The 18,343-nt window shown below is 58.1% G+C and carries 16 protein-coding genes; 14 read left to right on the top strand and 2 right to left on the bottom strand.

Annotation, left to right across the window (positions count from 1 at the left end; translation table 11 throughout):
* The first annotated feature begins 214 nt into the window (after nt 1-214).
* From lpdA to msrA, 3 genes are all read left to right on the top strand, one after another.
* Complete coding sequence (gene lpdA, locus BLQ12_RS03365) at nt 215-2,353, top strand: dihydrolipoyl dehydrogenase (RefSeq protein WP_092208266.1); 2,139 nt, start codon at nt 215-217, stop codon at nt 2,351-2,353.
* Nucleotides 2,350-3,198, top strand: coding sequence for a DUF547 domain-containing protein (locus BLQ12_RS03360; protein ID WP_175469466.1), 849 nt, complete (start codon nt 2,350-2,352; stop codon nt 3,196-3,198). The genes lpdA and BLQ12_RS03360 overlap by 4 nt, the downstream gene beginning before the upstream one ends.
* An 88-nt stretch (nt 3,199-3,286) precedes the next feature.
* On the top strand, nt 3,287-4,351 hold the full coding sequence (gene msrA / locus BLQ12_RS03355; RefSeq protein WP_092208262.1) for a peptide-methionine (S)-S-oxide reductase MsrA: 1,065 nt from the start codon (nt 3,287-3,289) through the stop codon (nt 4,349-4,351).
* Between the two features lie 409 nt (nt 4,352-4,760).
* Here the strand turns inward: msrA and BLQ12_RS03350 are convergent, their stop codons facing one another.
* A complete protein-coding gene (locus BLQ12_RS03350; RefSeq protein WP_092208260.1) occupies nt 4,761-5,675 on the bottom strand; it encodes a hypothetical protein in 915 nt (304 codons plus the stop codon).
* A gap of 552 nt (nt 5,676-6,227) precedes the next feature.
* On the opposite strand from BLQ12_RS03350, the gene BLQ12_RS03345 reads away from it, so the two are divergent.
* The 4 genes from BLQ12_RS03345 to BLQ12_RS03330 all read left to right on the top strand — a co-directional run bounded on the left by BLQ12_RS03345 (nt 6,228) and on the right by BLQ12_RS03330 (nt 8,511).
* Nucleotides 6,228-6,776 (top strand): ferritin family protein, encoded by a 549-nt coding sequence (locus BLQ12_RS03345; RefSeq protein ID WP_092208258.1) that lies wholly within the window; start codon nt 6,228-6,230, stop codon nt 6,774-6,776.
* 155 nt (nt 6,777-6,931) lie between these two features.
* The gene (locus BLQ12_RS03340; protein WP_092208256.1) at nt 6,932-7,129 is read left to right on the top strand and encodes a ferredoxin; all 198 of its coding nucleotides are present in this window, start codon (nt 6,932-6,934) and stop codon (nt 7,127-7,129) included.
* Between the two features lie 12 nt (nt 7,130-7,141).
* Nucleotides 7,142-7,978 carry a DUF3786 domain-containing protein gene (locus BLQ12_RS03335; protein ID WP_092208254.1) on the top strand — a complete coding sequence of 279 codons (837 nt, stop codon included), beginning with the start codon at nt 7,142-7,144 and terminating at the stop codon, nt 7,976-7,978.
* Nucleotides 7,979-8,097: 119 nt separating this feature from the next.
* Nucleotides 8,098-8,511, top strand: coding sequence for a hypothetical protein (locus tag BLQ12_RS03330; RefSeq protein ID WP_092208252.1), 414 nt, complete (start codon nt 8,098-8,100; stop codon nt 8,509-8,511).
* 178 nt (nt 8,512-8,689) lie between these two features.
* Here the strand turns inward: BLQ12_RS03330 and BLQ12_RS03325 are convergent, their stop codons facing one another.
* The gene (locus BLQ12_RS03325) at nt 8,690-8,980 is read right to left on the bottom strand and encodes a hypothetical protein (protein WP_092208250.1); all 291 of its coding nucleotides are present in this window, start codon (nt 8,978-8,980) and stop codon (nt 8,690-8,692) included.
* Here BLQ12_RS03325 and BLQ12_RS03320 point away from each other — a divergent pair.
* The 7 genes from BLQ12_RS03320 to BLQ12_RS03290 all read left to right on the top strand — a co-directional run bounded on the left by BLQ12_RS03320 (nt 8,979) and on the right by BLQ12_RS03290 (nt 18,045).
* The gene (locus tag BLQ12_RS03320; RefSeq protein ID WP_092208248.1) at nt 8,979-10,124 is read left to right on the top strand and encodes a (Fe-S)-binding protein; all 1,146 of its coding nucleotides are present in this window, start codon (nt 8,979-8,981) and stop codon (nt 10,122-10,124) included. The genes BLQ12_RS03325 and BLQ12_RS03320 overlap by 2 nt on opposite strands.
* A gap of 307 nt (nt 10,125-10,431) precedes the next feature.
* Nucleotides 10,432-11,625, top strand: a complete 1,194-nt coding sequence (locus BLQ12_RS03315; protein ID WP_092208246.1) for a class-III pyridoxal-phosphate-dependent aminotransferase — start codon at nt 10,432-10,434, stop codon at nt 11,623-11,625.
* Nucleotides 11,618-12,832 (top strand): MFS transporter, encoded by a 1,215-nt coding sequence (locus BLQ12_RS03310; RefSeq protein WP_175469465.1) that lies wholly within the window; start codon nt 11,618-11,620, stop codon nt 12,830-12,832. Before BLQ12_RS03315 ends, BLQ12_RS03310 begins: the two co-directional genes overlap by 8 nt.
* Nucleotides 12,833-13,537: 705 nt before the next feature.
* Nucleotides 13,538-14,848: an FAD-dependent oxidoreductase gene (locus tag BLQ12_RS03305; RefSeq protein ID WP_175469464.1), complete on the top strand. Its 1,311-nt coding sequence runs from the start codon at nt 13,538-13,540 to the stop codon at nt 14,846-14,848.
* 218 nt (nt 14,849-15,066) lie between these two features.
* The gene (locus BLQ12_RS03300) at nt 15,067-16,350 is read left to right on the top strand and encodes an FAD-dependent oxidoreductase (protein ID WP_092208240.1); all 1,284 of its coding nucleotides are present in this window, start codon (nt 15,067-15,069) and stop codon (nt 16,348-16,350) included.
* Between the two features lie 283 nt (nt 16,351-16,633).
* A complete protein-coding gene (locus tag BLQ12_RS03295) occupies nt 16,634-16,882 on the top strand; it encodes a hypothetical protein (protein ID WP_092208238.1) in 249 nt (82 codons plus the stop codon).
* A gap of 80 nt (nt 16,883-16,962) precedes the next feature.
* Nucleotides 16,963-18,045 (top strand): radical SAM/SPASM domain-containing protein, encoded by a 1,083-nt coding sequence (locus BLQ12_RS03290; protein WP_092208236.1) that lies wholly within the window; start codon nt 16,963-16,965, stop codon nt 18,043-18,045.
* The last annotated feature ends 298 nt before the right edge of the window (nt 18,046-18,343 follow it).

Below are 18,343 nucleotides of genomic sequence, written 5' to 3'. Positions count from 1 at the left end.
GCCGTTGCCCTGTGGCGAATAGACAGTACCCGGCCCAAAAAAGAAAACCGTTCCGTTTCAGGATTATAGACAGGGCCGGAGGCACCATTCAAGAAAAATACCGCCGGATCTCACCTTCTGGCATCCCCTTTGCTTTTAAAATCTCAACACGCTTTGGCCGCAGCCTCTCTTTGAGGAGCGGTTCGGCAAAGCAGCAACCAAAGGAGCCTGCCGTATGAACCGAAACATCAAACTTCTTGTTCTTCTCATCGTCGCCATACTGGTCGTGCTCTTTTTTGTCTTTGATGTGGGGGAGCTGCTCACTCTCTCGGCCCTGAAGGCAAAGCAGGCTGAATTCGGGGCGTTTTATGCCGAACACGCCGTCTTCACCCTTGCCGTCTACTTTCTGATCTATGTTGCCGTGGCCGCCCTCTCCCTTCCGGGTGCCGCCGTGATGACCCTGGCGGGAGGCGCCCTGTTCGGTTTTCTCACCGGCCTTGTGGCCGTCTCCTTTGCCAGTACCATCGGAGCCACCCTGGCCTTTCTTGTCTCCCGGTTTCTTTTAAGGGATCTGGTGCAGACCAAATTCGGCGACCGCCTGGGGGCCATCAACGAGGGGGTAAAAAAAGACGGGGCCTTTTACCTCTTCACCCTTCGCCTGGTGCCCATCTTTCCCTTTTTTGTCATCAACCTCGTCATGGGCCTGACCCCCATCCGCACCCGCACCTTTTACTGGGTGAGCCAGCTCGGCATGCTGGCAGGCACCATGGTCTACGTCAACGCCGGGACCCAGCTTGCACGGATCGACTCCCTGTCCGGCATCCTCTCCCCGGGGCTGCTCTTCTCCTTTGCCCTTTTGGGGATCTTTCCCCTGGCGGCACGGAAAATCATCGACACCGTCAAAGCCAGGCGGGTGTTCAAGGACTACACCAAGCCCAAGGCATTTGATTACAACCTCGTGGTCATTGGTGCGGGCTCGGCCGGCCTTGTCTCCGCCTACATCGCCGCGGCGGTCAAGGCCAAGGTGGCCCTTATTGAGCGGGACAAGATGGGCGGGGACTGCCTCAACACCGGTTGTGTGCCCAGCAAGGCCCTGATCCGTTCCTCTAAAATGCTCGCCTACACCCGGCGGGCCAAAGAGTTCGGGTTTAAAGAAGCCAACGTGGAGTTTGATTTTTCAGAGGTGATGGCCCGGGTCCACACCGTCATCTCCAAGGTGGAACCCCACGACTCCATCGAGCGCTACACCAAGCTCGGGGTGGAATGCGTCCAGGGCGCGGCGGAGATCATCTCTCCCTTTGAGGTCAAGGTGAACGGCCGGGTGCTCACCACAAAAAGCATCATCATCGCAACGGGCGCCAGGCCCTTTGTTCCGCCCATCAAAGGCATGGAGCTCATCACGCCCCTGACCAGCGACTCGGTGTGGAGCCTCTCCGAGCTCCCCAAGCGCCTTGTGGTTCTGGGAGGCGGCCCCATCGGCTGCGAACTGGCCCAGTGCTTTGCCCGCTTCGGCGCCGAGGTCACCCAGGTGGAGATGGCCCCCAACCTCATGGGCCGGGAAGACCCCGAGGTGGCGGAGATGGTGGCCCGCAAGTTCAGAAACGAGGGGATCCGGGTCCTCACAGGGCACGCGGCCACGGAAGTTCGCGTGGAAGATGGGGAAAAGCAGCTTCTCTGCAGCGCAGGGGACCAAACCGTGACGATTCCCTTTGACGACATCATCGTGGCCGTGGGCCGAAAACCCAACACCGAAGGCTTTGGCCTGGAAAAGCTGGGCATCACCCTGGCCCCCAGGGGGACCATTGAGACCGACCCCTTCCTGGCCACCTCCGTCCCCAACATCTTCTGCGCGGGAGACGTGGCAGGGCCTTACCAGTTCACCCACACGGCCTCTCACCAGGCCTGGTACGCATCGGTGAACGCCCTCTTCGGGTTTGTCAAACGGTTCAAAGCGGACTACAGCGTCATCCCCTGGTGCACCTACACCGACCCGGAGGTGGCCCGGGTAGGACTCTCCGAATCCGAGGCAAAGGAGAAGAACATCCCCCATGAAGTGACCGTCTACGAGATCGGCGAAGTAGACCGAGCCATCGCCGACTCCGAAGACCACGGCTTCGTCAAGGTGGTCACCGCCAAAGGAAACGACCGCATCCTGGGGGCCACCATCGTGGGACACCACGCTGGGGACATCATCGCCGAGTTCGTGCTGGCCATGCGCCACAAGCTCGGGCTCAACAAGATCCTGGGCACCATCCACATCTACCCCACCCTTGCCGAAATGGTCAAAGGCACGGCAGGCACCTGGAAGAATGCCCACAAACCGGAAAAAGTCCTGAACACCTTACAAAAAGTCCACGCATGGAGGCGTGCATGATGAGATACCATTACCCAGACCCCAACAGACGGCCCGCACATCCGCTCCGGCAAGACACCCCAAAGGCCAAGGCCCTTGCAAGGCCTATACCGGCATCGACGCCCTCTTTCTGGGTGATCCTGCTCTTAAGCCTGCTCCTTGCCATGGTCACCACCGCGCGGGCGGAGACTTACGACCACGCACCCTTAGACGACATCCTTGCGGCCCACGTGCGGGGTGGCGGCATCGACTACGACGGCCTTGCCGACGATGAAGCCCGGCTGGACGCTTACCTCGCGCCCGCCGCCCATTACTCCGCCGACGGTCTCTCCAGGGATGAGGCCATGGCCTTCTGGATCAACATGTACAACGCCTGGACCCTGAAGCTCATCCTGACAAAATACCCGGACATCGAATCCATCAAAGAGCTGGGCTCGGTCTTCTCCTCGCCCTGGAAGAAAAAATTTGTCAAGGTCGGCGGTAAAACACTCACCCTGGGTGAAATTGAACACGAAATCCTCAGGGAGGTCTACCAGGACCCACGCATCCACTTTGCCATCAATTGCGCATCCAGAAGCTGCCCCCCGCTGCTTCCGGAGGTTTACCTGGCCGAAACCCTCGACGCCCAGCTTGATGAAGCCACCATGGCCTTTATCAACGACAGCGACAACACCCGCATAGAAGGCAACAAGCTCTTCGTCAGCCGGCTGTTCAAATGGTACAAAGACGACTTCGGGGGCGACATCCCCGCCTACATCAACCAATACGCCGAAGGTCCCCTGAAGCAGGCCATGGAGCGGGCAAAAGAGCCTTTCAAGGTCTCGTTTATGGAGTATGACTGGTCCCTGAACGTGCCGAAGACCTGAAATACACCGCCCGAAACGAGCGGTGCCCCCGGCAACATCATCACAACACCCTGAAAACAAGAAAACCCGAAAGCCACTGAGGTGACGCATGAACCTCGACAAATCAGCCATAAAAACCTTTGCCGCCATTCTGGCACTTTCATGGACCCTTATCACAGGAGTCGCACACGCCATGGCAACCGACACCCAAAAAGCAACCTTCGCAGGGGGCTGCTTCTGGTGCATGGAACACCCCTTTGAATCCCTGGACGGTGTGATTTCCGTTGTCTCCGGGTATATCGGAGGCCACCAGGAAAATCCCACCTACAAAGAGGTCTCCGCAGGAACCACCGGCCACGCCGAAGCTGTTGAGATCACCTTCGACCCTGAAAAGATATCCTACGAGAAGCTCCTTGAAGTCTTCTGGAGACAGGTAGATCCCACCGACGGCGGTGGCCAGTTCGTGGACCGGGGCAGCCAGTACAGAACCGGTATCTTCTACCATGACGAAAGCCAGAAAAAGGCGGCCATCGTTTCAAAGGCGGACCTTGAAATGAGACGAATCTTCGGCAAGCCCGTGGTCACCGAAATCACCCGGGCAACCACCTTCTACCCGGCCGAGGCCTACCATCAGGACTACTACAAGGAAAACCCCATTCGCTACAAATTCTACAGAAGCCGCTCCGGACGGGACACGTTCCTTGATAAACACTGGACCGAAGACGGGAAAAGCATCAAGCAGTCCACCTGGACGGATGAAGAGCTCAGAAAAAAGCTCACCCCCCTCCAGTACCAGGTGACCCGGAAAAACGGAACAGAGCGCCCCTTTGACAACGCCTACTGGGACAACAAGCATGAGGGCATCTACGTGGACATCATCAGCGGAGCCCCCCTGTTCAGCTCCACCGACAAGTTCAAATCCGGCACAGGCTGGCCCAGCTTTACCCGCCACCTTGATACTGCCGACATCGACGAGGTGGAAGACAACTCCTTTTTCATGAAACGCGTGGAAGTCCGAAGCGCCCACAGCGACTCCCACCTCGGCCATCTCTTCACCGACGGGCCGCCCCCCACGGGACTGCGCTACTGCATCAACTCGGCGGCCTTGCGGTTTGTCCCCAAAGAAGACCTGAAAAAAGAGGGCTACGACCGTTACCTGTCCCTGTTCAAATAAGACCAGACCCTTGCCTCCGGCACCCCTGCCGGAGGCACACCCCCCATCGCCAGTATCCAGGGCAATCAACGATCGAAAAAGATTGCTTGCCGTCAGAGCCGCCGGAAGCACCTTGACCCGTAGAGTGCCCTCCACGCACCAGAGCCAACCCGACGACGCTCCCCGAAAGCCTTCCCAAAACCCAAAGCCCCCAGGAACCGCCCCATCCTGGTGCACAGAGTGCACCCTACGGGCCGTCGCTTAACGACCGATATCGCCCTTCGGCCAGCTTGCGCTGAAACCTATGGCGAAAGAAAAAAGCCGCACCGGAGTGCGGCACTCCATAGAGCGGCGTGATGTTTCAACATGTGACGTATGGATAGAAACCCGGGCCATCGGTGCCATCATCACGGACGCACTGGCAAATTCGTTACCCCCTGGCCTGGGGCATGGCTTTCAGGACTGGTTCTTCGCCCTGTTGGGAGGCGGGGGTGCCGAGGGCTTGTCGGGTGTCTTCTTCAAACCTGCCGAAGACCCAGAAGGTCGCCAGGGCGAACAGAGCGGCAAAGGTGCCGATGCCCGCGCTCCAGAGGGGAGGGGCCACAAGGGCGATGAGGATGAGCACCGTGACCACGGCAAAACCGGAGTTGCGGAAGGCGACCCGGTAGTTGTGCCCGTGCCGCAGGGAGAGCAGCACAATGAAAATATTGCTCAGGACCAGAAGGGTATAGACGGTCTCAAAGGCAGGTGGGGCGGGCGTGCCCGTGGCGTAACCGAAAAGACTGCGAAAAGCGATGAGATGAAAGGCCGTCAGCAGGGCAAGGGCTATGCACTTTTTGGCGGCGATAAAACTCTGGCGGTCCTCTTCATGGTCGCCAAGGGTCGCGTGCTTTTTAACGCGGTAATACAAAGAGAGAATACCGAACACGATCAAAGCGCCGCTGACAGCGGCCACAATCCCGGGGATGCCGGGCCCGAGGGTCTCCCAGGAGAGGGGGTTGTGGTGGGAGATCTCTTTGAAGACGTTTCGCAAAAGGATCAGGGACAGAATCTCCAGCTGGCGCCCCACCGAGGTGCTCACCGAGTGTACCATGCTGAAGACAAGACCCATGACCTCGATGACGAGAAGCAGGGTCAGGGCGATACCGATGGAGGCAAGGTGGTTTTTCGGCACCAGGTGGGCGAGGGCACCGGGGAGCGTCACAACCCGGCCGAGTTCCACACTCATCAGGCAGACCAGAAAGGTCCCCACAAGAAGGCTCCCGGCCAGGCGATGGCCCGAGGGCCCCTCCCAGCATCTTTCCAGGGTGTCGTAAAAGCTCAGGACAGGTCGAATAAGAGACATGGTCTTTCCTCCGAAGGATCATTGTTACCGAAGCGTAAACATAATGTCATATCACAAGCACATCCCGCGCCAGAAGCCCCATGAAAGAAAAAACACGCCCTTTGCCCTTCGCCCTTCACCTTTTGCCCTTCACCACTCACCATCTGCCCTATGTCCTATTAACCTCCCCTGGGCCACCCCTGTCTCATTTATATCCCGAGACACTTTTATCTCGTGTATTTTCCACAACTTTTAAAAATCTGCCTCGCCCCACCCCCGTATCACCGTGTCAGATCGCCCCACCGGGACAGCCACGGAATCGGAACAAGGCACGGGACGGAAGGCCAGCACACGAGGCAAAAAAACTTACCTGTGGATTCAGGCCATTAGACATAAAAGAATCAAAAAAAATGCCCTGGCCCGCATTTTTTATTTCACTTTGGCACGCCACTCGCATACTACCCAGACACAACGCGACGATGCAAAGGTCGCATGAATGATGAAAAATAAACCATACGATCTGAAGTCAACTTTCGAACATTAGATCTCGAATTCCCTAAGGAGAAATGAACCATGTCCAAGTATGTATGCTCTGTCTGCGGTTATGTTTATGAAGGCGATAACGCTCCCGAAAAATGTCCCCAGTGCGCAGCCCCTGCATCCAAATTCAAGGTGCAGGCAGAAGGCCCCCTTGCATGGGCCGACGAACACGTCATCGGCGTAGCCGAAGGCGTGGACGCAGAAATCGTTGAAGGCCTTCGCGCCAACTTCACCGGCGAGTGCACCGAAATCGGCATGTACCTGGCCATGAGCCGCCAGGCAGACCGTGAGGGCTACCCCGAAGTGGCCGAAGCTTACAAGCGCATCGCCTTTGAAGAAGCCGAGCACGCAGCCAAATTTGCCGAGCTTCTCGGTGAGGTCGTAACCGGCGACACCAAAACCAACCTGACCATGCGTGTGGAAGCTGAGCACGGCGCCTGCCAGGGGAAAAAAGACCTGGCCACCCGCGCCAAGCAGCTTAACCTCGATGCCATCCACGACACCGTCCACGAGATGTGCAAAGACGAAGCACGCCACGGCCAGGCCTTTGCGGGCCTCCTGAAGCGCTATTTCGGCGAATAAAAAAAACCTGTTCCCTTCCTCTCCCGACCCGGAACAGAAAGGGCCTGCGGCCTCCCCAGCCGCAGGCCCACCCATATTTTGAACTATTTCAAATTACGTGATATAGTCCCGAAAGTTTTGAAGAAATACCGTCTTAACCCTATGGAGATCATTCCATGAAGCGTACCCCCATTGTCGAGCTTTCCGACTGCGTCCTGTGCGAATTGTGCACCGACCTGTGTCCCAAGGTCTTTGTCATCAACACCAACGATTACGTGCAGGTCATGGAATTGGACACCTACCCTGAACCAGAGGTGGACGAAGTCATCAAAAACTGCCCAGCGGACTGCATCACGTGGGAAGAACAACCCTAACGGAGGCACACCATGGCTCTTTCCGTTGTCGATCTTTACCGTGATATCCTGCCGAAAACCAACTGCGGAGAGTGCGGCCATCCCACCTGCATCGCCTTTGCCGGACAGGTCGTTGCCGACGGCCTCTCCCTCTCCGAGTGCCCCTACCTCTCTTCTGAAACCGTGGAACGCTGCTCCATTGAACTTGAGGAACAATACGCCAAGGGAAAATGGACCCGACGGGATATGGCAGAAGACGCCCTGGCATGGGCCAGGGAACGTGCGTCAAGCATGGACCCCGCCACCTTTCAGGCACGGCTCGGCGGCGAGCTGGTCATGGACAGGGACGTGCCCGTTTTCCATCTCCCCTACTTCACCGACACCCTCCTTATCCGGGAGCTTGCCATCACCACCCGTGAAGGCCTTGCCCTCACCCGCTGGGAACAGGTCTTCATCCTCAACCACCTTGCCCAGGGCGGAACCAGACGCCCCACAGGCCGGTGGAAAGGGTTCATCGAGCTTCCCAACACCACCTCAAAAATCAAAAACATGGTGGACAGCGTGGAAGAGCCCATTGCCCGGGCTTTTTCCGACAACCTTCTCCTGCTTAAGGAAAGGGCCCTGGACCAGGGCGGCACCGTGGAAACAGAAAACGCGGGTTCGGCCGACATCGCCTTCCTGTTCTCTCCCTTTCCACGGGTCCCCGTCATTCTCCTCTTCTGGGACGCCGACATGGAGGAGGGATTCGAGGCCAAGGCAAAGCTCATGTTCGATGAAACCGTCACCGACCACCTGGACATCGAATCCGTTGTCTTTCTGGGTGAAGAACTTGCCAGCCGGCTGGTGGAACCCAAGCCCCAACAACTATAGCCCGAGCGCCTTTCAGTAAAAAAAGTTGTGCATTGCCTTCATTTGGAGTAAACGCAATATGGCTGAAATTTATTTTCTTCAGCCCATATGCATTCCTCAAGAAGCAATGGAGCCCCCCCATGATCGACTACATCATCGAACCGGAACAGGCGTTGATTCTTATCTGGAACCGGGGTGAGACATCACCCCGAGACACCATCCGCCAGCTGGATGCCATGCGCAAAGACCCGGACTATTCCCATGATTTTGACACCATCACCGATATCACAGACTTAAAGACTGACTTTTCCAGGCAGGATATCGTAAAGATGGCACAATACTCCGAAACCCTTCCGATCCCCAAGGGGGCAAAGGTCACGAGAAACGCCATCGTGGCCCCCGCCGACCGCACCTTCGGCACAAGCCGTATGTACGAGCAGCTGACCAACGGGTTTGTCCCGTTCAAGGTGGGGGTGTTCCGGGACTGGGCCTCCGCCCTGACATGGATCGGAAAAAATCCCGACGCCCTGGACGACCTCCTGAAAGCCAGCTGATTCCCCAGATGCCCCACACGCCTCACCCCAAAGCCTCCGCACTCCCCTGCCCTGCCTTGAGCCCGGATAGTTCAGCCTTCTATGGTTAAAATGCATGGAAAAGCCTGCCTCCGGCGGGTCGTTTTTTTGAAAAAAAGCTCCGCAAAAAACGTTTCAAATGCACGCGAAAAAGTGGAAATTATTTCGGCGGAGCCTGGAAAGGCTTGCTTAAGACCTGTTTGTCAAATTTTTTAAAAGTTTGGCCCCCGGCAGGGCCGCCGAAGGCATCCTTGTGGGATTTGGCCATTTGTTTTTTGCGCAAGCCCCTACCACCCGAGCAGCACCCCTTGCGTCCCGCCCCGGGCCCGCAGATCAATTTTTGTTTGCTTTTCTCCTCCTTCCGGGCATAGAAATCAAACGTATGTTTTTGATGATGACCTTTGCCGTCGCGTCTTTCTCCATCACTGATTTTCCCGGAGGTTTGTGCCATGTCCGTCTTCGATCTCATCGATGTCCCTGCCCTTCTTGACTCCACCAACCAATGCATCCAGTGCGAGGCCTGCCTGGAGGTGTGCTGTACCTCCGATACCGCAGACGGCCCCGCCATGAACCCCATGGAGCGCCTCACCGTCATCGGCCGGAGCCTCAAAGGCTATGCCCCCCTCCCCGACGAGGTGAAGGCCCTTTACTACTGCACCGAATGCGGCCGGTGCGATACGGTCTGCCCCCAGGAGATCCCCATCTCCCAGACCATCGCCGACGGAAAGGTCATGATGGTCAAAAAAGGATTCGGCCCCCTTGCCAAACATGAAAAAATGATCGCAGGCCTCCTTAAAAACCGCAACGCCGTGGGTAAACCCGCCGAGGAACGCCTGGCCTGGGTTCCCGAGCACCTTAAGGAAAAAATCCGGTTCGAAGACTCAGAAGGGGACACCCTTTTGTACGTGGGCTGTCTCTCCTCCTACATGGACAAGGCAACAGCCGCCGCCTCCCTGGAGATCCTCATGGCCGCAGGGGAAAACGTGAAACTCCTGCGGGACGAGTACTGCTGCGGCATCTACCCCTACAACGCCGGGAAATGGGACGAAGCCAAAGCCATTTTCACGGAGATGGCCGAGACCTTCAAAAAATCGGGGATCAAACGCATCATCGTCCCCTGCGCAGGATGCCACCGGGCCTTCTCCAGCTACTACCCCAGGCTCTTGGAAGGGTTCGACATCAAGGTGCTCCACATGGCCGAGGTGATCAAAGAACTCCTGGACGCCGGACGCCTCACCCTGAACGCGGCAAATCAGACCGTCACCGTCCACGACGCCTGTAAAATGGGCCGGAAGTACGGTCTCTACGACATCCCCCGCGAGATCCTGGCCGCCTGCGGCGCCACCCTCACGGAGCTGCCCGAAAACCGGGACCAGGCCCTCTGCTGCGGCTCCGGCGCAGGGGTCCGCTCCCTTGACGCCCCCCTCTCCATGAAGATCGCAGGCAAAGTCCTGAACACAGCCGAGGCAGACACCCTCGTCTCCACCTGCCCCTTTTGTATTTTCAACATGAACTACACCTCCCGCAAGACCGAAGCGGGGAAAAAAGCCGTGCATATTGCGACCCTGGTCAAATCGGTGATGGCCCGAGACTAAGGGGAAACGCCTCCGGCGGCCCTGCCGGGGGCTAAACGTTTAAAAAGTTCAACAAACAGGTCTTAAAAACTCTTTTTGTATACATTCGCCACCTGCTTTAAAGGTGGCACACCTCGCCGCCGGAGGCTTTTCCCATGTAATTTGACCATAGAAGGCATCGCGACACGGCGCTCTGTCCTTTTGTATCCTTCTGCTTTCTCCCGGGGTAAAACTGTACCCATGCCAAATCACAGCGACTGTGCCTTTTCTCCCGGCAACACCCGCAGTATGGTGACAAGCTCACACCAACCCCAACAAGGACACGACCATGGACCCTGTCATCTGGTACCCCGGCCATGAAAAGCGCATAGGCCCCATCGTCTCCGCAAAAAACTGCACCCTTTACGACGAGCACGGAAGCCGATACACAGACCTGGAATCGGGGGTGTGGTGCACCTCCGTGGGGCACGCCCACCCGAGGATTCTCAAGGTAATGGCCGGGCAGGCCGAGCGCCTGGCCCACACAGGATTCAGCTTCTCAAGCCAGGTGGTGGACGAAGCCGCACTGGAGATCCTTGCCCTGCACGGTTTTGAAGGCGGCGCCTGCACCTTCCTCTGCTCCGGAAGCGAGGCCGTGGAGTACGGCGTCAGGGTGGCACGGCAGCTCTCGGAGCGCCCCTTATTCCTGACCATGTCCGACTCCTATTTCGGTGCCTACGGCTCGGCCAGCACCCGGGGAAAAGAGGCATGGCTCCCCTTTGACTGGTCCGGATGCGAAGCCTGCCCTCACCAGGGGCCGTGCAGCAGCGCCTGCGACCTGTGGAAAAACATCCCCTTTGAATCCGTCGGGGGCTTTCTCTTTGAACCCGGCAGCTCCTCGGGGTTCGTGCGATTCCCTCCGACAAAACTCATTGAGGGCCTGGCCCGGACCATTCACCAAAACGGCGGGCTCCTCATCGTCAACGAAGTCACCACCGGTATCGGTCGGACAGGCCGCTGGTTCGGGTACCAGCACTACGATGTCGTCCCGGACATCGTGGCCATGGGCAAGGGCATCGGAAACGGCTATCCGGTCAGTGTCGCCGCCTGCTCGAAGCGGGTCATGGAACGCCTGGGCACCCCCATCCCCTATTCCCAGTCCCACCAAAACGACCCCCTGGGGGCCGCCATTGCCCGGGAAGTGATTCGGATCATCCGAGAGGACGACCTCATCCGGCGGAGCAACGAGCTTTCGGCCCTGCTGACCCAAGGGCTCCATACCGCCATGAATAAGTACGATCATCTCAAAGCCGTCCGGGCCAGGGGGCTCATGGTGGCCGTGGACTTTAAGGACACCGCCGGTACCCCCTTTACCACCAAAGTTCATCAACACCTGCTCGATCACGGCTACGTGGTGGGCCGCAGGCCGGAGGCCAGCACCCTGCGACTCGACCCCAGCCTCACCATTGATGAAAGCGACCTCCATGGCTTTCTCACGACCCTTGACACCCTGCTTGCCGCAGAAGAGACGGACCATGCCTGAAGCCCCCCAATCCCCCCCATCGCTGAGGGCAAAGGCCGCCACCACCTGCCTCATGGTCATGACCGCGGTGGCCACCGTGTTCATGACCCAATCCATTTTTCTGGAGATCTCCACAGCCTTTCAACTGGACATCGCCCGGGCCCGGTTTGCCTTTAGCGTGGCCTCCCTCTGCTACGCGGCGGCCTTCTTCTTTATCGGCCCCCTGGCAGACCGTTTTGACCTGCCGAAGATGGCCCTCACAGGCCTGACGGCCCTGTGGGCTGCGATCCTTCTGGCGTCCGTCGCCCCCAGTTTCTCCTATTTCATAACCGCCATGGGGCTCATCGGCTTCAGCGCAGCCCTGGTCCCCGCCTCCATGATCCCCCACATGACCCTTCTGGCCCCTCCAAAAAAACTCGGTCTCTATGTCGGTGCCGTGGTGGCCTCCGGCACCCTGGGCATCGTCTTCGGCCGGGTGGCGGTGGGGCTCCTCACCGCCCACCTGGGCTGGCGTGTGGCTTTTCGCATCGTGGCCGTCCTTCTCATGGTCCTTTGGGCTGCAGCATATGCCTGGCTGATGGAAACCACGCCCCGAAGGCAACCGGCTCCCCGAAAGCTCTCCGAGCTTTACCTGGGTGCCATCCGCCTCGTGTGCACACCCAAGCCCCTGGCCCTTTTCGCCACCGGTTTTTTCCTCTTCTTCGGGTTCCTCGGCATGGTCACCTTCCTCACCTACCGACTCACGGCCCCGCCCTTTTTCTTCACCGCAGGGGAGGTGGGATGGATCAGCCTGGCCGGCCTCACCGCTCTCATCGCCCCTTTTGCAGGGAGCATCTCCCAGCAGACGGGGCCCTACAAAGTGAGCTTGCCGGGCCTGGGCATCTGCCTTGTGGCCCTGCAGCTCATGGGCTGGTCCGAGTCCGTGCCTCTTATCACCCTGGGCCTCCTCCTGCTCTTTGCCGGCGCCTACTGCTGCCAGCCCCTGATCTTTCTCCTCATCGGGGCAAGCGTCCCCAAAACAGCCCTGGGCAGCGCCTCCTCCCTTTACATCCTTGTGTGCATCGGCGGAGGAAGCCTCTCGTCCATGGTCCTCGGCCCGGTGTGGGCCCTGTGGGGCTGGCCCGGCATCACCCTTGCCTGCTCCCTCTCTCTTGCCATGGCAGCAGGGGTCCTGGGCACCCTGGCCATGAGGGAAGCGCAAGGAAACCAAAACGCCCTGTGCAGATAAAGAAAGAGCCTCCGGCGGCCCTGCCGGGGGCTAAACTTTTAAAAAGTTTAATAAACAAGTTTTAGAAAACAGATTCGGTTTAATCTGAATCAATAGCGAATGTGATTTTCCCTGAGGAACGAAGGGAAAAGCGCATTCGCAACTTGCTTTCGAGGTGGCACACCTCGCCGCCGGAGGCATCGCGTTTGTTTTTTCCCCCTTTTGACTCTGTGGTTCATCGGGTTTTAACCATAGAAGGCATTGTTTTTATTTTTTTCCGGGCCCTCTGTGGCTCACTCGGTGTCAACCATAAAGGACTGTTTCAGAAAACTGAATGGGTACCATAAACATATTGAATCCGAGCAACGTTTCCCGTAGTATAAGCAAAGAATTCAGTAACAAATACTCACTTTCCTGCTGAGCATTACCGACCGAGGAAGCCCAGGGTCACCCCTGTTTCGGTTGGCCACTTCGCGCCGTTTACACCCCAATGTCTTTGCAATCCAGCCTTTTTTCTTGTCCGTATCACCATGCCTCATCCCGAATATAACCACCCATGGCAACGTACTGCGCCATGTGGAGGTTTGTCCGCCTGATATGGCGTCCGGTTTGTCTGCTGCGCCCCCGTGCATTAGGTGCAGGCGCACCACCAGGGCATGCCCCATAAAAAACAACGAGAATAACTTCACACGACCTGTTCGCGTCATCCTTACAGGAGGGATTTCCATGCAACACACCTACGATGCCATCGTGGTGGGTTCCGGACCCGGCGGTTCCACGGTGGCCCGGGGCCTTGCCATGGCCGGAAAAAAGGTGGTGCTCCTTGAAAAGGGAAAAAACCACCAGAACCTGGGAACCTACAAGGGTGCCCTGAGCATTGTTGAAAAAGCCGGTTTTTTCAAAAGCAGGGAGGGCGTGGCCATGCTCATGGCCTCCTCCACGGGCGGAGCCACAACGGTCTACTCGGCCTCTGCGGCCATGCCGCCTCCCTGGCTCAAAGAGCGCTACGGCATCGACCTCACCCCCTATGCCGAGCAGACCTGGTCGGAGCTTAACGCCGCCCCCCTGCCCGAATCCCTTCTGGGCAGCGCCTCCCGCCGCATCATGGAGACGGCCAACCACCTGGGCTACGAGTGGACGCCCACCCCCAAGCTCTTTGACCTGACCAAAGTCAAGGACGGCTGCCAGTGCGGGGCGGGGACCTCCCTGGGATGTGCCTGCGGTGCCAAATGGACGGCACGGGAGTACATCAAAGATGCGGTGGCCCACGGAGCCCACTTAAGGACCCGGGCCGAATGCACCGAGATACTCATGAGAAACGGCAGGGCCACCGGCGTGCGGGTAAACCTTGCAGGCCGGGACACAGAAGAACTCTATGCAGATACGGTTATCCTTGCAGCCGGAGGCATCCCCACCCCGGGCCTCCTTCTCAAAGCGGGCATCGACACCGCCGGCAAACACTGCGTCATCGACCCCACGGTGCTCCTGTACGGCATCTCCCCCTTTGAAGGCTCCCACACCGACCCCCTGGTAAGCGTGGACACCTGGGAATTCTGCGACAGTCACGGCGTCCGCATGGGCACCCTCATCGACCCGAAACTCATGACCCTCATCAGTCTCGGAAAAACAGGCCTCAGGCACCTGCCCAAAGGCCGCCACTACGACCACATGGTGGGAATCCTCATTAAGGTCAAAGACAAACCCGGCGGCTGGGTGGATCAAAGGGGCCAGGTGTCCAAAGAGCTGACACAAGCCGATTTCGACAAACTTGCCATGGGCAAAGAGATCGCTTCCGAAATCCTCACCGCCTCGGGCTGCCACCCCTCGACCCTCGTGGCAAGCCCGGTGCGGGGCGCCCACCCCAGCGGCACCTGCGGCATCGGCACCGTGGTGGACGACAACCTGCGCACGGCCATCGACAACCTCTATGTCTGCGACGCCGGTGTCTTTCCCGAAGCCTTGGACCGCCCCACCGTCATCACCCTCATCTCCTTCGGCAAACGCCTGGTGGATCACCTGCTTAACGCAAAAAACTGATAAAAAGCCTGCCTCCGGCGGCCAGGGGATGATCCCCTGGACCCCAGCTTGCGAATGCGCTTTCCCCCTCGTTCCTCGGGGAAAATCACATCCGCCTTAAATAATCAAAAATGACTCAACAATCATTTTTAAGACCTGTTTGTTAAACTTTTTAAAAGTTTAGCCCCCGGCAGGGCCGCCGGAGGCTTATTTTTTATCACTCAAAACGGGGGACGATCATGCGCATGATGGAAACGGGAACTGTGGTTATCGGGACCGGACCGGGGGGAGCGACGGTGGCGCGGGAATTAGCGAAAAAAGAAAAAAGAGTGGTGCTTCTGGAGAAGGGAAAGGCCCGGGACTGGTCCGTGGGCAACCCCCTGGCCTATGCAGCCATGTACGATATCCGCAGATCCAGGCAGGGAATCCTGGTAAGAAGGGGCATCACCCCCGGGGGCTCCACCATGATCTACTCGGGCAACGCCTACGACCCGCCGTCGTTCTTAAAGGATGACTTCGGCATCGATCTGGCGGCCGAGGTTTCCGAGGTCAAAGAAGAGCTGAACATCCGGCCCGTGCCGGATCATTTTTACCAGAACTATCCGGGCACCCGGCGACTGGTGGAGGCCGCAGGGGAATTGGGCCATGCCATGAAGCCCCAGGCGCGTTTCATCGATTCCGCCCTTTGCGATCCCCACTGCGACAAATGCCTCTTCGGGTGCAAGCGGGGCGCCAAATGGACCGCCCGGTCCTACGTAAACGATGCGGTGGATGAGGGTGCCCGCCTTGTGACGGGCTGCGACGTTCGGGAGATCCTCCACGTCAACGGAATGGTAAACGGGGTCAGCGCCCAAACCGACGACGGCCCCTTGACGGTCTTCTGCCACCGGGTCGTCCTTGCGGCAGGGGGCATGGGGACGCCTGAAATCCTTCACTGGTCCGGTATCAAAGGGGCCGGTACCCACTTTTTCACCGACCCCATGGCCGTTCTCCTGGGCGAGATGAAGGAAGGATCAGGCACTTTTCGGGAAATCACCTACACCTTTGCCGACGAATCCCGCAAAGGGGAGTTTGTCTTCGGCAACGTCGGCGCCGTCAACGCCTTTGTGGCCCAGGTGGCCGCAAAGAATTTTTCCGCATTGCCCCGGGGCGCCCGCATGAAAAAACTGACGGGCATGTTCGTCAAGCTCTGCGACGAGCCCACCGGCGAAATCCGTGCCGACGGCTCCTTTCACAAAGCCTTCACCCCCAAGGACGAGGCCCTCATGGCCCAAGGTATTGAAGCAGCCAAAGCCGTGATGGTCCGGGCCGGGGTGCGCCCCGGCACCATCGCCGTGGCCAAAGGCATCGGCGGTCACCCCGGCGGCACCGCGGCCATGGGAAGGGTGGTGGGCACCGACCTCCAAACCGATATCGAAAACCTCTACATCTGCGACAACAGCATCATGCCCGTTTCAGGTGGCACCCCGCCCGTCCTCACCCTCATCGCCCTGGCCAGACAGTTTGCCGGAAAACTCGCTTAAAGCGCCGGACAATCGCGGCAACATTGCGTTGATAATACGTTGAAATAAAGATATATTAACACATAAACCCCACACCACAACCACGTCCGGTTTCACCCTGAGTGACGGCCGATCCCATCGGTCGAGCCTGCCATGCCTTCCCAAGGGACTTTCCAGCTCAACAGCCACGACCTGCCGTAAAAAAGCAGGCACTGTTCCATCATTAAAAAATCCGTTTTTGATGAACACTCTTTGAGCTGCCCCGCATACCCATAAACCATGACACACATGGGGAGGCTATGTGATGCCAAAGAAAATCATAAAAAACGCCGAGGCTCTGAACTTATCGGAGCTGAAGAACATGATACTGGCAGCGGAGAATCATAATATTCCCATCATGCCGGCCGAAGGGCCGTGTGGTGGCTGCGACCTTGTCATCAAAGTACCGGAGAAAACGGCTGAAGGGCCCTGTGGCGGATGCGATGTCGTCACCCCTCCCAAGAATCAGGCAGAGGGCCCCTGCGGCGGATGCGACCTCATGAAAACCCTGTAATGTTTTGCCGTTAACCGCAACACCCGGGGCAGCTCAATTCATTTTTCCTTGCCACATCAACCTTCGAGAAAGGATCCGCCATGGACGCAAACTGGACCCATCCACCGAAGATCATCCAGTGGGACACCACCTCGTCATGCAACCTGAATTGCCGCCATTGCCGTGCCAGCAACCTGGATCGCAACGACAGGGACCTCTCCTTTGCCGAGGCCGTGGACATGCTGAACCAGGTAGACCAAATGGCCCCGGGCGCAGCCCTGGCCATGGCCGGTGGCGAGCCCCTGATGAGAGACGATCTCATTGCCTTGATGGACCACATCAAGACCAACCTCAGCCTCTCCATCGAGCTTCTAACCAATGCCACCCTCATCACAAAAGACAACGAAGAGGAGTTGTGCCGGTATGTGGACGGATTCAATATCAGCATGGAGGGATCAACGGCGGAAGTGCATGATCCGGTGAGGGGCAAGGGCTCGTTTGCACGAACCCTTTCCGCCGTGGACCTTCTCACCGCCCGGGGAGTGCCCCTTGCCATCCGCATGACCTACTTCGGCCAGGGAAAGGATGAGGTGGAACGGCTCCTTGTCATGATCAAGGAGCACGGGGTGACCACATTCAACTTCCGCTACGTGGTGCCCGTCGGAAATGCCACCGGGGCCATCTCCGATCCCCTGGAACACAGGGACGTCAGCCGCTTTGTGTGGGAAAAAGGCAATGAACTGGGACTCACCGTGGGCTTCAGCGACCCCTTCCCGGAGCTCCTCGTCAACCCCGAACGGCTGAATGAGGTGGAGTCCGACCAGGAGCTCTTTTCCGGGGTCGCCGTCACGGGGTGCTCCGTGGCCTTCTCCCTCATGTACATCAACCCCCAGGGGGTGGTGCAGTTCTGCCCCTACTTCCCCGTGGTCGTAGACCGGATCCAGAACCGGCCGCTAAAAGAGATCTGGTTTAAAAACGAAAAGTTCAACACCTTCCGCTACTCACGATCCTTTCTCAACGGACAATGCGGTGAGTGCCGCTACAAGTTCGCATGCGGCGGCTGCCGTGGGGCGGCCTACGCCACCGGAGACTACCTCGGCTCCGACCCGCGATGCTGGCTGACACAAGAAGAAGCCCGGCAGCTCCAGGACACCCTTTCCACCAAAGGCATGGAAAAACAATAAAAGCAAAAGCCTCCGGCGGCCCTGCCGGGGGCCAAACTTTTGAAAAGTTTGATAAACAGGTCTTAAGCAAGCCTTTCCAGGCTCCGCAGAAATAATTTCGACTTTTTCCATTAGGAACATTTTTGCAGCTTGTCATGGCGTAGCCCAAGGCGGACGTTTTTCCAGAAACGCCCCGCGGGCGGCAAGGGCATAACCACTCAGGCAAAACATTTCAAAGACATCAACAGCAATACTTCCCCCGACAAAACTTGATTATCCCCCTATCCTTTGTGTATGTTATCACGACAGGCACACACCA

This window comes from Desulfoluna spongiiphila (genome assembly GCF_900101345.1).
In the GTDB taxonomy this organism is placed as follows: domain Bacteria; phylum Desulfobacterota; class Desulfobacteria; order Desulfobacterales; family Desulfolunaceae; genus Desulfoluna; species Desulfoluna spongiiphila.
Note: the sequence above shows the minus strand (reverse complement) of the source record. Positions and strands in the feature narration are given on the sequence as shown.